The sequence below is a fragment of the Amycolatopsis sp. NPDC039088 genome, from assembly GCF_055598845.1.
Map to the genome: position 1 here is coordinate 1 of NZ_JBVKAE010000011.1, position 13,782 is coordinate 13,782.

13 protein-coding genes and 2 pseudogenes are annotated in these 13,782 nt (G+C 69.5%); 5 read left to right on the forward strand and 10 right to left on the reverse strand.

Annotated elements, in window-relative coordinates:
* Window positions 1-440 precede the first annotated feature (440 nt).
* From ACZ7KI_RS16010 to ACZ7KI_RS16040, 7 genes and pseudogenes are all read right to left on the reverse strand, one after another.
* A complete protein-coding gene (locus tag ACZ7KI_RS16010) occupies window positions 441-965 on the reverse strand; it encodes a type VII secretion system-associated protein (RefSeq protein WP_470273877.1) in 525 nt (174 codons plus the stop codon).
* A complete protein-coding gene (locus tag ACZ7KI_RS16015; RefSeq protein WP_470273878.1) occupies window positions 958-2,412 on the reverse strand; it encodes a hypothetical protein in 1,455 nt (484 codons plus the stop codon). The genes ACZ7KI_RS16010 and ACZ7KI_RS16015 overlap by 8 nt, the downstream gene beginning before the upstream one ends.
* Window positions 2,413-2,438: 26 nt before the next feature.
* On the reverse strand, window positions 2,439-3,794 hold the full coding sequence (locus ACZ7KI_RS16020) for a YrhB domain-containing protein (RefSeq protein ID WP_470273879.1): 1,356 nt from the start codon (window positions 3,792-3,794) through the stop codon (window positions 2,439-2,441).
* Window positions 3,791-4,432, reverse strand: coding sequence for a type VII secretion system-associated protein (locus ACZ7KI_RS16025; RefSeq protein WP_470273880.1), 642 nt, complete (start codon window positions 4,430-4,432; stop codon window positions 3,791-3,793). The genes ACZ7KI_RS16020 and ACZ7KI_RS16025 overlap by 4 nt, the downstream gene beginning before the upstream one ends.
* Window positions 4,429-4,647, reverse strand: coding sequence for a hypothetical protein (locus ACZ7KI_RS16030; protein ID WP_470273881.1), 219 nt, complete (start codon window positions 4,645-4,647; stop codon window positions 4,429-4,431). The genes ACZ7KI_RS16025 and ACZ7KI_RS16030 overlap by 4 nt, the downstream gene beginning before the upstream one ends.
* 222 nt (window positions 4,648-4,869) lie before the next feature.
* A complete protein-coding gene (locus ACZ7KI_RS16035; protein WP_470273882.1) occupies window positions 4,870-5,229 on the reverse strand; it encodes a hypothetical protein in 360 nt (119 codons plus the stop codon).
* A gap of 249 nt (window positions 5,230-5,478) precedes the next feature.
* Window positions 5,479-5,565, reverse strand: a pseudogene (locus ACZ7KI_RS16040) (winged helix-turn-helix transcriptional regulator); the annotation flags it as partial.
* A gap of 15 nt (window positions 5,566-5,580) precedes the next feature.
* Between ACZ7KI_RS16040 and ACZ7KI_RS16045 the strand changes: the two are divergent.
* Window positions 5,581-5,741 (forward strand): annotated as a pseudogene (locus ACZ7KI_RS16045) (zinc-binding dehydrogenase); the annotation flags it as partial.
* Between the two features lie 613 nt (window positions 5,742-6,354).
* Here the strand turns inward: ACZ7KI_RS16045 and ACZ7KI_RS16050 are convergent.
* Window positions 6,355-7,209 carry an NAD(P)H-binding protein gene (locus ACZ7KI_RS16050; protein WP_470273883.1) on the reverse strand — a complete coding sequence of 285 codons (855 nt, stop codon included), beginning with the start codon at window positions 7,207-7,209 and terminating at the stop codon, window positions 6,355-6,357.
* A gap of 81 nt (window positions 7,210-7,290) precedes the next feature.
* Here ACZ7KI_RS16050 and ACZ7KI_RS16055 point away from each other — a divergent pair, with 81 nt between their 5' ends.
* Window positions 7,291-8,226, forward strand: a complete 936-nt coding sequence (locus tag ACZ7KI_RS16055; protein ID WP_470273884.1) for an AraC family transcriptional regulator — start codon at window positions 7,291-7,293, stop codon at window positions 8,224-8,226.
* Between the two features lie 132 nt (window positions 8,227-8,358).
* On the opposite strand, the gene ACZ7KI_RS16060 is transcribed toward ACZ7KI_RS16055, so the two are convergent.
* Both ACZ7KI_RS16060 and ACZ7KI_RS16065 read right to left on the reverse strand, forming a co-directional pair.
* Complete coding sequence (locus ACZ7KI_RS16060) at window positions 8,359-8,487, reverse strand: hypothetical protein (RefSeq protein WP_470273885.1); 129 nt, start codon at window positions 8,485-8,487, stop codon at window positions 8,359-8,361.
* A gap of 43 nt (window positions 8,488-8,530) precedes the next feature.
* On the reverse strand, window positions 8,531-8,656 hold the full coding sequence (locus ACZ7KI_RS16065; RefSeq protein ID WP_470273886.1) for a hypothetical protein: 126 nt from the start codon (window positions 8,654-8,656) through the stop codon (window positions 8,531-8,533).
* A gap of 645 nt (window positions 8,657-9,301) precedes the next feature.
* On the opposite strand from ACZ7KI_RS16065, the gene ACZ7KI_RS16070 reads away from it, so the two are divergent.
* From ACZ7KI_RS16070 to ACZ7KI_RS16080, 3 genes are all read left to right on the forward strand, one after another.
* The gene (locus tag ACZ7KI_RS16070) at window positions 9,302-10,927 is read left to right on the forward strand and encodes a hypothetical protein (RefSeq protein ID WP_470273887.1); all 1,626 of its coding nucleotides are present in this window, start codon (window positions 9,302-9,304) and stop codon (window positions 10,925-10,927) included.
* A 68-nt stretch (window positions 10,928-10,995) separates the two neighbouring features.
* Window positions 10,996-11,679: a helix-turn-helix transcriptional regulator gene (locus ACZ7KI_RS16075; protein ID WP_470273888.1), complete on the forward strand. Its 684-nt coding sequence runs from the start codon at window positions 10,996-10,998 to the stop codon at window positions 11,677-11,679.
* Window positions 11,680-11,733: 54 nt separating this feature from the next.
* Complete coding sequence (locus tag ACZ7KI_RS16080; RefSeq protein ID WP_470273889.1) at window positions 11,734-13,779, forward strand: BTAD domain-containing putative transcriptional regulator; 2,046 nt, start codon at window positions 11,734-11,736, stop codon at window positions 13,777-13,779.
* The last annotated feature ends 3 nt before the right edge of the window (window positions 13,780-13,782 follow it).

The following is a 13,782-nucleotide window of genomic DNA, read 5'->3' on the forward strand; positions in this document are numbered from 1 at the left end:
ACCGGATCCGGTTCGGCCGCCAGACCGGTGGCGGCCCCCCCCCCCCCCCCCCCTCCTCCCCCCACCCCCCCCCTCCCCCCCCCCCCCCCCCCCCCCCCCCCACCCCTCCCCCCCCCCCCCCCTCCCCCCCCCCCCCCCCCCCCCCCCCCCCTCCCCCCCCCACACCTCCTTTGCCTTACCCCTCAAGAGAACCGTCATTACCCCTCACGACAGTGATGATGGTCGTGCCGAGGCGGCCGACATGGGAGCGCGGCGCTGATGATGTCCGTCAACCCGCCACTCACGACTACCTGCACCGACGCCTCATCGCAAGCCTCAAGCCAGCAAAGGTGGCAGGTCCCGAAACCTATCTCCGCTCACTGGGGTCCTTCACGCGCAGTCGAGGTGGCTGGTGGTGCTGCCGTGACATCCCTGGTGAGCACCCCCGTTCACCGCCGGAATCAGTCTTCGCCGACGGCGACCATCCGGACCGAGCCGGCGAGCAGCCGCAGGGAGGTCGGCGCGCCAGGGTTGAGCAGGACGTCGACCCCGTTCTCCGGGAGTACTTCGGCCAGTTGTGGCAGCGTCACCGTCAGCCAGTCCGCGGCGGGCACCCGCTCGCGGTGGCCGTAGGAGGTCGTCAGCAGTGCCGAGGGCACGCCATCGGGCGCGGGACGTACGATCGCGACGCCCTGGTCGTCCACCGCGATGCCGAACAGAACCATTCGCAGCAAGGCAGGCAATTGCCCGGCATCGGCTTCGCCGCGGGATATCCGCCCGAGCAGCGCGTCGACCGGGTCGAGCGGTGAGTCCGGTGTGGACGGACGGTAGGCCGGATTCGGCATGAAGAGGCCACGATCGCCGTCCGGCGACAAGGGCCACGCCCCGATCAGCGCCTCGATCGGCGGCTCGGGCATCTCTTCGGTCGCAGGCCACCCGGGATCGACGAGTACCTCGACCTGTACCTGGTCGGTGACTTCACTCATCGACGTGTCCTTCCAGCCGGGCCGACAGATGGGACAGGGCGGGGCGCGGCGCGGAAGCCGGGGCCGGTATGACCACCGTTTCCATCATCCGGGACAAGAAGTGCAACGCGGTCTCGGCGGATCCGGCCTCCGCTTCCGCACCCTCTTCCGCCTTGCGTCGCGGCGACGTTGTCAGCCGAACCGTCCGCCCCTCCTGTGTGTCCACACGCCTTGTACCGACGAGGAGCGCTCGCACCGTCGGCCGCACCGCCGGCTCGAGTCTCTTGACGAGGTCTTCCGCAGCGGACCGCAACCGTCCGGCCCTCGCCGGGTCGGCGGATTCGTACAGCACCAGCGCGCGCGCCGGGTCCGCCGGAACCGAGCGCGCCACGCCGGCAGTACTTCCATCGGCGCCGTTCAGTGACCGGACCCACAGTCCGGCCTGGACGATCTCGACCACCACGTCCGGCGCGTACCGGTAGACACCCGGCACGATCTCGGGCAGATCCCTGACCGGTAAGCGATGCCCCCGCAACCGGGGCCGGGCGTCCCCCGGCCGGTACGCGAACCCCCTCGCGAAGGTCTGCCATCCCGGCCCGCCATCCGGCCGCCGCACGACCACCTGCGGCGCGTCCGGTGATCCGACCGGGATCCCGTTGTAGCACAACACTTCCGCACCGATCGCGGCTGCCAGCGCGGGGCCGGCCGCGCCACCCTCGGGCACCACGATCCCGCCGAGCAGCACGAACCAGGCCCGGTCGCGTACTTCCGAGGGAAGGGTCCGCCAGAACGCCGCGACGTCACCCAAATTCAACCCGGGGACCTCGGTGCTGCCCAGCACGATCACCGGAATGCCCGGCTGGCAGGGCAAGGAACCGACCAGCCGGAGGCGTTCGCAGGCGACCTTCTCGTCCGCGCCCACCGGGTGAATCCACATCCCGGCCGGCAACGGCTCGGCCGTCGCGCCCGTGCCCGCCGCGACGACCTCCGCCAACGCGGGGGACTCCCAGGCAGGCAGGGGGAAGCGCTTCGCCGTCCACACCGCGGGCTGCCCCGGCCGGAACCAGCCCCAGCCGGTACTCGGTCCTGAGTGGACGAACAACCCGCCCGCGGCGGCCTGCTGCACCCTGCCGTACGGCGCCAGCACCGGACGGCCGATCCGCTCCACGAGCCAGGACACGCTCGACGGGGCGATCTCGTGGGGCCGCCGCCCGGGCACCAGGCGAACGGGCCGCCGGTCCTTCGGCAACGCGGCCGCGAAGGACTCCCACGCCCCGATCGGGGCTCCAGGTGGCAGGTCCGCCACCACCATCTGGTGTTCGGGATCGGCGGGTAGTGACGCGGCCAGCATGCGTGCCTCGTCCGTGCCGCCGTCGCCAGGGTGCACTACTACGGCGTCGCCGATTCCGTTCGCGGCGGCGTCCTTCCCGGCATGAGAGAACCAGCGGAGCCGGGTAAGCAAGGGCATCGGATTCCTTTCGGGTCGCGCTCGCACTAGAGGGTGTCGTCCTCCCAGAACCTGCCCGGTGGAGCGGCTCCGGCCGTTCCGGGCCGCGGGTCGGTCTTGGCTGTCGCGGGTGCGGCGATCCGGATGGTTCGGAGCTCGAACGGGTCGGGGTCGATGAGCGGTTCGCCGTCCTCGGCCATCGGGTCGACCAGCCGGACTCCCCCTTCGCCGGGGATGGCCCAGAGGAGGTGTCCGACGGTTTCCCGGCCCCGCTCGTCCTTGCGGCGCACCCAGACCAGGACCCGCGTCGCGGACGGGAGGCCGGAGACCCACTCGAGCGCGTCCACCCAGTTCGAGTGGGCCTGGGTCTCCTCCGCCTCGCCCAGCTGCGCCATGGCGGGCGCGAACCACGCGGCTTCGGCGGGAAGGGGTATGGTCGGCAGCTCGGCTAGCCCGGCGTCCCAGTCGTCCAGCCAGCGCCACGGATCGCGGTTCGGCAACCCGAACGGCGGCTCGCCCGCCGCCTTCGGCACGACCAGCGCCGCGTCCAGCATCTGGTCCCGCCAGTCACCGGTTTCGGTGAACCGCCGGGTGGTGATCGCGAACAACCAGCCGCGGTCGAGTTCGTCCTCGGGCACCGGATCGACCAGATGGACGGCGTCGGTGTAGGTGCCGTTAAGCCACTGCTCGGCCTTCGTTATCGCGGTGGAGAGTTCGTCGGCGGCCACCTCCCAGGGGACCGCGGGTAGGGAAATCGCCGGTCGTTTCGCCGCGGCGAAACAGGCGACGAGGAGTTCGTCGGTCGTGTCGTCATCGACGTCGGCGTACACACCGCGCTGCGCGTCGAGGAAGACCACGCCCTCCTCCCCGTACTCAGCGAAGAGCAGATGCCCGGTCAGCACGTGACCATCGAGCCGTCGGCGCAGCCACACGACGCCGCGGGTACCAGGACCGCTCTCACCGATCTTCTTCGCCGCCTGCTCCCAGTCAAGGCACGTGGTGGTTTCGGCGCCGGGGAAATGCGTCGCCAGCAGCCGGTCCCACCAGCCCGGCGCTTCGTCGTCCGGGTGCCACGGCAACGCGGTGGCCGCGTGACCGCTCAGCACCGCGTCGGCCGCCACCACGCAGTTGCGGGCGTTGAGCCGCCATCGCGCGGCGTCCTTCCCGCCTTCGAGGTTGAACTCTTCGTCGAGCGGGTCGCCGTTGGCCGTGGGAAACGGATCCGAGCCATCACGCGGCACGCAGATCGTTGCGGCGAGCATCGACTCCGCGCTGTCGTGGTAACGGCAGGAGAAGAACACCGACCGCTCGCCGGAGAAGACCGGTTCGGCGTCACCCAGCACGACACGATCCCCGTAGGTGCGATACAGCCATTCGCGGACGCGCCGCTCTTCGCCGCTCACGATCGCCCCGGATCCGTGTCCGGCTCGGCTGGTCCGGCGGTCCAGGGCAGCACGTAAAGCCCGCTGTCATCGTCGGCGCGTGTGTGCCCGGCGAGGAACTCCTCATCGGCCTCCGCGCCCTCGCGAACGAAATTCCCGGTCAGGCGCGCCGCCGCGGGACCCTCTGGGTTGACCAGCACGTCGATGCCGTCCTCCAGCTCTTCGACGAACCCGGCATAGTCGACGCGGCGCCACACTGGCGCGGGGACCCGCGCCGCGTGCGGCGCCGCCGTGGTCAGCACCACGCACGGCGCGTGGTCGGGAGCAGGCAACACCAAAGGCCGCCCGTCCCCGTTCATCGCCTGGAAGACCAGGCTTTGCCGCAGCAGCGCCCGCACATGTTCCGGTTCACCGTTCCCCTCGGCCAGCTCGCGCAGCAGCACGTCGACCGGGTCGGTCGGCAAGGTCCCGTCGACCGGCCGGTACTCGGGATTGGGCTGGAAAAACCCGACCTCGTCGTCCTCCTCGACCGGCCACGCCCCGGCGACCGCCTCGATCGGCGGAGCGTCGTCCTCGTCCTCCGGGGTCCAGTGCGGGTCCATCAGCAGGTACCAGCGGCCCCTGTCCTGCTCCGGTTCGCTGCCGGTCTGCGCGGTCATGACGCTCCTGAAGTCTGAGCAAACGGTCGATCGCCAGTATCACGCCGGAACGCGCCCATCAGACCGAAACTGCCCCTAAGTCGAGTCGACTGAGAACTTCCGGGCACCGTGACGCCGATACCGGTGATGCCCGCGATCAGGAACGAAAGCACGGTCTCCGAAATGGAATCGATCGGTTTGCGCCGGAATATCCCGGTCGGGATCGTCGCGAACATCGTTGTCCTCACATTTTCGCTGACGAGAGGGACTGGACAGCACGATCGGACACGATTCCAGCCCTGTGCCGCCGCACCCGGCAAACAGCCGTTGGCCGATCCGCCCAGTAATCGACCCTGACCGCCCCGGGACGACAACCCCTTGCTGCGGAACGACAGCTCCACAGCAAGGGGGTGGCGCATATCCGCACCGAACTGCCCGGACTGCCCGGCCGGCTGTGCTCAGCGCTTGGTCATCTTCACACGGAAGGAATTGTCGGTTTCGACGTGGGTGGGTCCGTCGCTGAAGGTGTTCAGGATTTTCGATGTCTTGTGCCGGCCGCCGCCCAGGTCGAAGTCCAGCTGGAAGTCGGTGTCCTGGGAAAGGCGGGTCTTCACACACCGACCGGGGGACGCCACGTACGACGACCGACCGCCTTCGAACTTGGCTTTCACGGTGTACGTGGTTCCCTTGTTGCACAACGTGAAGTTGTAGCTGGCCGCGTTCGCGGTGCCCGCGAATCCCACCATCGAGACCGCACTGATCGCGGCACCGACGGCGGCCGCGCCCGCAACAGCCTTAATACGCTTGGTAAACGACATGAGTGATCATAGTCCTCTGCTCGGAGAAGTTGATCGATCGGACGCGGCAAGCGTTCTCACCAAAAGCGTGGCTGTACACAGGAAGCCCCGAAAACTGCCCGTCGGCGTAGAGAAGCCTGTCCGGAAGACTCCACCGGTCAGAGCGCGGTCAGCGGTCGATCGGTCAAGTGTTGTCGCAGTGGGTGTTGTCGCCTCGTGCGGTTGCGGAAGAACTACCTAAGTGATCACGGCCGCGAGTAAGGCTCAACCGATCAGTGTCGCTCCGAGAGTCGTTAGCTCGTACTCGACGCGTGGCGGGACCTCGGCGTAGGCGTGGCGGCGGGCGAGTCCGTGCGCCGCCGGAGCGCCGCGGGAGACCGCGTCCTGATCCACGGCGGTGGTGGCGGGGTCGGCCATGTCGCGATCCAGACCACGAAAGCGCTGGGAGCGCACGTGATCACGACCGCCGAGGGAGCAAGCGGGAACTCGTCGAGGGATTCGGCGCTGACGAGGTGATCGATTACACGGCGGTAGCCGAGGAGGATTCGAGGCTCGCCGCCAAAGCTTCGAGCGCGTCGCCGACGCGCACCGGCTGCGGATGAACCTTCCTCGCCAAGCGACACGTGCAGTAGGTGCATCCGTTCTGTCACCGGGATTTTCCGGCCGAGTGCTCGGGAACGCGCCGCCGTCTGCGACCTGACCCCCTTGGCGCGGGCAGGTGGCGCGCTCCCGGCGTTCGCGCTCTGGAGCGGGAGAACGCTGGTCACGCTGCTGTCAGCGGTAGTGCTGACGATGACCTGGTACGGCTCGCAGGTGCTCACCCGCGCGGCCTTGAGCGGTATGCAGGAGCATGGCGAAGGCGCGATCGTCAACGGCATGATCGCGTTCAGCAGGCCCGCCCCGCACTCGGCGAGGTTCAACGCCTCAAAGGGGGCCCGATTCCCGCATCGTCACGAGGTCACCCCGGCCCCGAAGGGTGATCAACGGAAGATCGGCGACGTTGAGTGCCCCCGATCTTCCGTTGAGCAAGGTTGTGCCACTCGGGTCCTGCGGCTGGCACAGTCGAGATGAACTCAGGTTCCAGCAGGCCAGCAAGTACCGGTCCGCGAGAACCGTCACCACTCACGACCCCACACCCTCGGAACCTCAGGATGGAAAAGGCTCAGTGAGCCAGTTCCCGTCCGCGGCGGCTCGCAGGACGAAATCCTCGAAGGCACGCGGTTCCCGGCCGAGCAGGGTCCGCACGCCATCGGTCGGTGTGGCCAGCGTGCCGCGCGCGATGATCGCGTACATGTCGGAGACGTCGTAGGCGTAGTGCTCGTCCAGTCCTTGCCTGATCAGGGTCGCCGCGTAGTCGTCGAGGTCGATCTCGGTGTAGCTGATCGGCCGATCGGTCGCGCGCGAGATCAGTTGGACCGCCTCGTGGTAGGTCAGGGCGCGGGGTCCGCTCAGCTCGTAGACCTGGCCGGCGTGGCGGCCGGGTTCGGTCAGGACCGTCGCTGCGACGTCCGCGACGTCGTCCACGTCGATCATCGCCTCGGTGAGAGGGCCGGCGGGCAGCGCCAGCTCACCCGCGGCGATGGTGTCGCGGTGGGCCTGCGGGTCGGTGAAGTTCTGGAAGAAGTTCGTCGGGCGCAACACGGTCCACTCCAGAGTGGAGTCGCGGACGGCGGCCTCGGCGTCGAGCATATCCCGCCCGAACCGGGAATCACCCCAGTTGTCGGCGCCCCGTCCGGACAGCAGGACCAGACGTGACACCCCGGCGGCCTCGGCGCGGGCCACGAACGCGCTCACCGGACCGGGCGTGGTCGGAGCCACGACATAGACAGCGGCCACGCCCTTCAGGGCCGCGTCCCAGCCCGAGGGATCGTCCCAGTCGAATCGGGTGGAACTGGACCGTGACGCCGCCCGGACCGGCACGCCGCGCAGCCGCAGCCGGGCGGCGACGCGGCGCCCGGTCTTCCCGGAAGCGCCGAGGATGAGAACTGTGTCGGAATCCATGCACCTGAGTGAACCGCGACGACTTGGACGATGCCATGGGTGAACGACCGGATTACCTGTGTCTTCGTCTAACCTGGCAGGGTGGATGCGTTCGGTGATCTGTTCCGCGGAGTCCGGGCCCAGGGGTCGTTGTTCGGCAGCACGACGCTGAAACCGCCCTGGGCACTACATTTCGTCGACGGTGCCCCGCTCACGCTGTGCACCATCTTGGGTGGATCGGGCTGGGTCGTGCCCGAGCACGCCGAGCCCATCCGGCTGCACCCCTACGAGACGATCATCGTGCGGGGTCCGGGCAAGTTCACCGTCGTCGACGCCCCGGACACGCGGATCGAGCCCATCATCTGCGGGCAGGACTGCGCCGTCCCCGAGCTGGGCGGCACCCGCCACCGGCTGGGCTGGCACGATCCGCGCGTCGACGGGGCCACCACACTGATCACCGGGGCGTACCCGGTACGCGGGGAGATCAGCCGCAGATTGACCGACGCTCTGCCCACCGTGCTGTGGGTCGGTGCCGGCGGCACCGGGGACGCCGTGGTCGACCACCTCGCCGCCGAGATCGCCGTGGACGCACCAGGCCAGCAAGTGGTGCTCGACCGGCTGCTGGACTGGGTGCTGGTGTGCACCCTGCGAACCTGGTTCGACCGGGAGGGCGGGACACCGCCCGCCTGGTGGGCCGCCCAGCGTGACCCGGTGGTGGGCTGTGCCCTACGCCTGCTGCACAGCGACCCGGCCGCGGGCTGGACGGTGTCGTCGCTGGCCGAGCGGGCCGGGGTGTCCCGGGCGACGTTGGCCAAACGCTTCACCGAGCTGATGGACGAATCACCTGCGGCCTACCTCACCCGCTGGCGGATGGCAATGGCCGCTGACCTGCTCGTAGACGAGCCATCGATGAGCGTCGCCCAGGTCGCCCAAGCCGTGGGCTACGCGGACGCATTCGGGTTCAGTGCCGCGTTCAAACGGGTGCGGGGTACCAGCCCGCGGGCGTTCCGGCTAACCGTGGCGGCGGAGCCGTGCTGAACGACTCCACGGCTCTCATGAGGCCAAACTTCTTTTCTCCACAACGGCGGGAGCCCGTCACCTTGGCGACGTTACCGACATCCCATCTCAGCAGAAATGCTGCGGAAGCAGCTTCGGGTCGGCGCGACGGCATCACGGACCTTGGTGGCTGAGGCGCAGGATCTTGCCATTCCCGTTGCGTGGCAACCCAACCAGCCAAACGACGTCGAACAATCCGGCGGAATCCGGATAGGCCATGATCAGCGCCGGTTCCGTCGCCACCACGTCCCACGTCAGATCCGCGACCTGATCATCCCATTCCTGCTCACTCTTCGGGATCGTCGAGCAGGCCGATGCTCAGAACTCCGTCGCGCCGGTCGATGACGAGCCCCGTGTCGTCAGCCGCAGCCGACTGGAGCAGCTGGTCTAGGTCCTCGCTGATGAAGGCCATGGGGTACAACTCCATCTCCGCTGTCACTGGTGAGCTTTCACTCCCTGTTCCCAGACTGCCAAACCCGGCGGAGCAAGAACCTGAAGCAAGTACGAACGGACACCGGCGCGGTGCGATCGGTCATCGCCGGAGGCCATTCGCCGCCGCTCCACCGTGCGCGGTGACCCGAGCACGACCTCCCAGCCGTGTCAGGCGCACAGGGGTGACCACGACGTTGGAGGTGGCGATGACGGTGGCTTTTCCTGGTGGCAGGCGACGTGGAGTTCGCGGACGGCCCGGCGCGGTGGATCCACCGGCTCTCAGCTCCGCGCGGTGCAAAGTCCACCGGGGATGCGTGTTCGGCAGGTGCTCGGGCGGCTCGCTGCCCAGGGTGATGCCTTCGAGCTGGACGTTCACCGCCGGATCCACAAAAACTCCGCGTGCCCGCGTCCCGGCTCGCTTGCCCGTCCGTTCCGCACGACGTGGCGATTCGGGCAATCCGAGTGCCTGCGTCGCGGTTTGCCCGAAAGTCACTATTCGTTGCACCCCGCGCATGCGCTCGTTACCGTGCGGCACAAGGCAAACTGGAGGGGTCACGCCGTGCGGAAAGCACAGCAAACCGAAAACGCGGATCTGGGGCCGAATGTGCGCGTCTTCGATCCCGGCATGCCCGCTGAGGAAATCCAGGCACAGCTGGACGCGGACTTCGCCGCACAGCGGTGCACGCGGACGGCGCAGTTCAACCGTACCCGGATCGCGCATCTGTTCACGCCGGGCACGTACCGCGTGCACGCCAACGTCGGCTACTACACGTCGATCGCCGGGCTCGGCAAGAACCCCGGCGACGTACTCATCGACGGCGGCATCACCGTCGACGCCTTCAACGATTCCGACAACGGCTCCGCGCTGCAGAACTTCTGGCGGTCCGCCGAGAACATGACAGTGGCGCCACCGGATGGCCTCACCCGGTGGGCAGTCTCGCAGGGCGCACCGTTCCGCCGCATGGACGTCCGCGGCGAACTCGCCCTCCACCCGGCGGACAACGGCTACGCCAGTGGCGGCTACCTCGCCGACACCCGTGTCTACGGCCGGGTCGTGTCGGCCTCGCAGCAACAGTGGTACACCCGCGACTCCACATTGGACGGTGGCTGGGAGGGCGCGGTGTGGAACATGGTTTTCTCGGGCACGAAGGGCGCTCCGCCGACGACCTTCCCCATCCCACCCGTGACCTCGCTCGTGACGACCCCTCTGTCGCGCGACGTGCCGTACCTCTACGTCGACGAGGACGGCGGCTACCGTGTCTTCCTGCCATCCCTGCGCACCGAAGCGGCGGGACCCAGCTGGGCGGACGGCAGTACGCCGGGCGAATCGCTGCCACTGAGCCGATTTCACGTAGCCGATCCCGCTGACGGCGCGGCGACGATCAACGCCGCGCTGGCAGGCGGCCGCCATCTGCTCCTGACACCGGGCGTCTACCACCTCGACGAGACGATCGAGGTGCCGAACCCGGACACGGTCGTCCTCGGCATCGGCTATCCCACGCTGGTGCCCGAGGGCGGGGTGACCGCGATGCGGGTGGCGGACGTCGGCGGAGTACGCATCAAGGGAGTGCTGTTCGACGCGGGCACCATCCGCTCGCCGTCGCTGCTGACCGTCGGCACACCGGACGGCGGCGGAGACCGAGGCGACAACCCGACATCACTGCACGACGTGTTCTTCCGCATCGGCGGCGATATCGCGGGCACGGCGACGACCAGCTTGATCGTCCACAGCGACCACACGATCCTCGACCACGTCTGGGCGTGGCGCGCGGACCACGGCAACGAAGGAACCGTCGGGTGGAACGTCAACACCGCGGACACCGGCGTCGAAGTCACCGGCTACGGTGTGCTGGCTACCGGCCTGTTCGTCGAGCACTACCAGAAGACCCAGGTGGTCTGGAACGGCGAGGCAGGGCACACGATCTTCTTCCAGAACGAGATGCCCTACGACGTTCCCGGCAACGCCTCGTGGCGCTCCTCGCCGGACCGTGCGGGCTACCCCGCGTACCAGGTCGGCGCCGACGTCACCACACACCAGGGCTTGGGCATGACCAGCTACTGCTTCTTCGACGACAACCCCACCGTGACCAGCCACCACGCCTTCCAGGTCCCCGATACCGAAGACGTACGGTTGCGCTGTCTCGGCACCGTGTCGCTCAACGAACGCGGCGGCATCACCCACGTCGTCAACGACACCGGCGACGCGACACCGCCTGGCACCACCCCGTCCCGCGTCGTCAGCTATCCGTGACGCCGTCGCGTTGCCCGGCCTGGAGGGCCATAGAGAATGTGTGAAGGTCGCTGTTCCACGCTGTAGTGGTGTCGATCACGCAGGAGACAGCCGGCGCCCAGTCCCGGCCAACACAGCAGCAGTCGCATCCCGAACCGATCAGGCTCACCGTACGAGCCACCGACCCGGTCAGCCACGCGGGCCTCGCCGGCGCACTGCGCACGAGGCACGGGTTGGAGCCGGTGGCCAGCGACCGTAGCGGCCGCTGCGATGTCGCGGTCGTGGCCGCGGAACAGCTCAATGGCGCCGCGATCACCCTGCTCCGCTACACGGCCGACGAGCTCGGCGTGCCGACCGTCCTCGTCGTCAACGAGATGCGCGACGCCGACATCATGGTCGCCATGGAATGCCGGGTGGTGGCCGTACTCCCCCGGAACGCGGCCACCGGCGACCGGCTGGTGCGGACCGTGCGAGCCGCGGCGGCGGGCGGCGTCATGTCCCGATCGCAGGTGCTCGGCATCCTCCGCGGACACGTGCGAGAGCTACGGCAGGAGGTACCGTCCCCGCGCGGCCACAGGCACGACGGCCTGTCCGCACGCGAGGTCGACGTGCTCCGCCTCATCGCCGACGGTGCCGAGACCGTGGAGATCGCGGCCAAGCTCAACTACTCGGAACGCACGGTCAAGAACGTCATCCACCGCCTCACCACCCGGCTGAACCTGCGCAACCGCGCGCACGCCGTCGCGTACGCCATCAGCGCCGGCATCATCTGAGCCCTGGGGGCTGGTCGCCGACGGTCGGCACCGCCGCCGCGTAGGCTTCGCGGTGTGTCAGAGGCCTTCGATGGCATGCGAGTCGAGCTGCTGGGCCCGGTCAGGGCCCTACGTGACGACGCGGAGCTCGACCTTGGCTCGGCCCACCGGCGTGCGGTGCTGTCGGTGCTGTCGGTGTCGGCAGGTCATGTCGTTTCCCGCACCGAACTGATCGACGCGCTCTGGGGCGAGCACCCTCCCGCCAGTGCCAGCGGCAGCATCTACACCTACGTGTCGAGTCTGCGCCGGGCGCTGGCCCCCGGCCGGCCCGGTGTGCTTTCCTCCCGGGGCTCCGGCTACGCGCTGCTGCTGCCGTCCGATGCCGTCGACGCGCACGCTTTCGACCTGTACCGCGAACGCGCGCAGGCCCGGCACGACTCCGGCGACCTCGCAGGAGCGCTCGACGAGCTGGACGCGGCGCTGCGGCTCTGGCGCGGTGAGCCGTTCTCGGGGCTGCCGGGACCGTTCGCCGAGCGGCACCGGGCGCGGCTGGCCGAGCTGCGCATCGCCACCGTCGAACGGCGGGCCGAGATCGCGCTCGCCGCTGGAGCGCTCCACGAATCGCTCGCGGAGCTCCGGCAACTCGTCCGCGAGCACCCGTTGCGGGAGACACCGCGCGCACTGCTGATGACGGCGCTGGCCAGGGATGGGCGGCAAGCCGAGGCGCTCGAGGTGTACCAGGACGCACGCACAACGCTGATCGAGCACTCCGGCACCGAGCCGGGCGCCGCGCTGCGGGCCGTCCACAACCGCATCACGAGCCGGACCAGCGCCCGGTCCGCGCCCCCCGTACCCGCGCCGCCCGCGACTCTCGCCGGCCGGGATGACGAGATCGCGTTGCTGCGCGGCAGGCTCGCCGAACTCGCCGGCGGCCGCGGCGGAGCCGTGCTCATCGAGGGCGAGCCCGGCATCGGCAAGTCCGCGCTGCTGGCCCGCGTCTGCGCCGACGTCCCGTCCGGGATCTCGTTGTGCTGGGGCTCCGGCGACGAACTGGACCGCCGCTACCCGCGACGGCTGCTCGCCGACCACCTCGGCGTCGACGACGCCGCCACGGACGAGGACCGGATCGTGGCGTGGGTGACGGAGCGGTGTGCGCGTGCCCCGCTGGCGATCGTGCTCGACGACCTGCACTGGGCCGACGAGACGAGCCTCCGCGTGCTGCCACGCCTGCTGCACGCGACTACCGATCTGCCCCTGCTGCTCATCGGCGCGTTCCGTCCGGTGCCGGACAGGGCGGAACTGCGGCACCCACGCGCGGAAACAGGTGTGCTGGCACTCGGTCCCCTGGCGGATCCCGCGGTGCGCGCGCTGGTCGGCGAGCGCGCCGGCGGCGTACCGGGCAGTGCGCTGCGGATGGTCACGGCACAGGCCGCAGGCAACCCACGCTACCTGCACAAGACGCTGGACACGCTGATCACCGAGGGCGGCGTGGTGTGTGCGAACGGTACGGCCGAGCTGGCCGAGGACAGCGAGTTCCGGAGCGCCCTGCCCCCTGCACTCGTCGCGGCGGTCACCCGTGACCTGGGTTTCCTGTCCGCGGAGACCAGGAAGTTCCTGCGCTGGGCCGCGCTGCTCGGCAGCGCGTTCACCCTGGACGAGGCCGTGACCGCGCTCGACCAGCCTGCGACGCAGGTCGCCGGATCGCTGGCAGAGGCGCGGGCGGCCCTCGTACTAGCCGAGTCCGGCGAGGCGTTCTCGTTCCGGCATCCCCTGGTCCACCGGGTGCTCTACGACGCGACTCCGGGTGCGATCCGGGTCGCCGTGCACCGGCAGCTCGCCGAATCGCTGGCCCGTTCGGGTGCGCCCGCCTCGCGCGTCGCGGAGCAACTCGCGGCGCCGGTGCCGACGGACGGCTGGGTGGCGGGCTGGCTCACCGCCAACGCCGACGAGCTGGGCACGACGTCACCTCGGCTCGCGACCGGCCTGTTCACCTACGCGCTCGCCCAGCCCGGCCTCGACACCCAGACCCGCACCACACTCGCCGAAGTGCTCACGCGCCTGCGGCTTCTGCGTGCCACGGGAGAGACCCACCCACCCTGGTTCCACTCCGACACCGGCTGATCG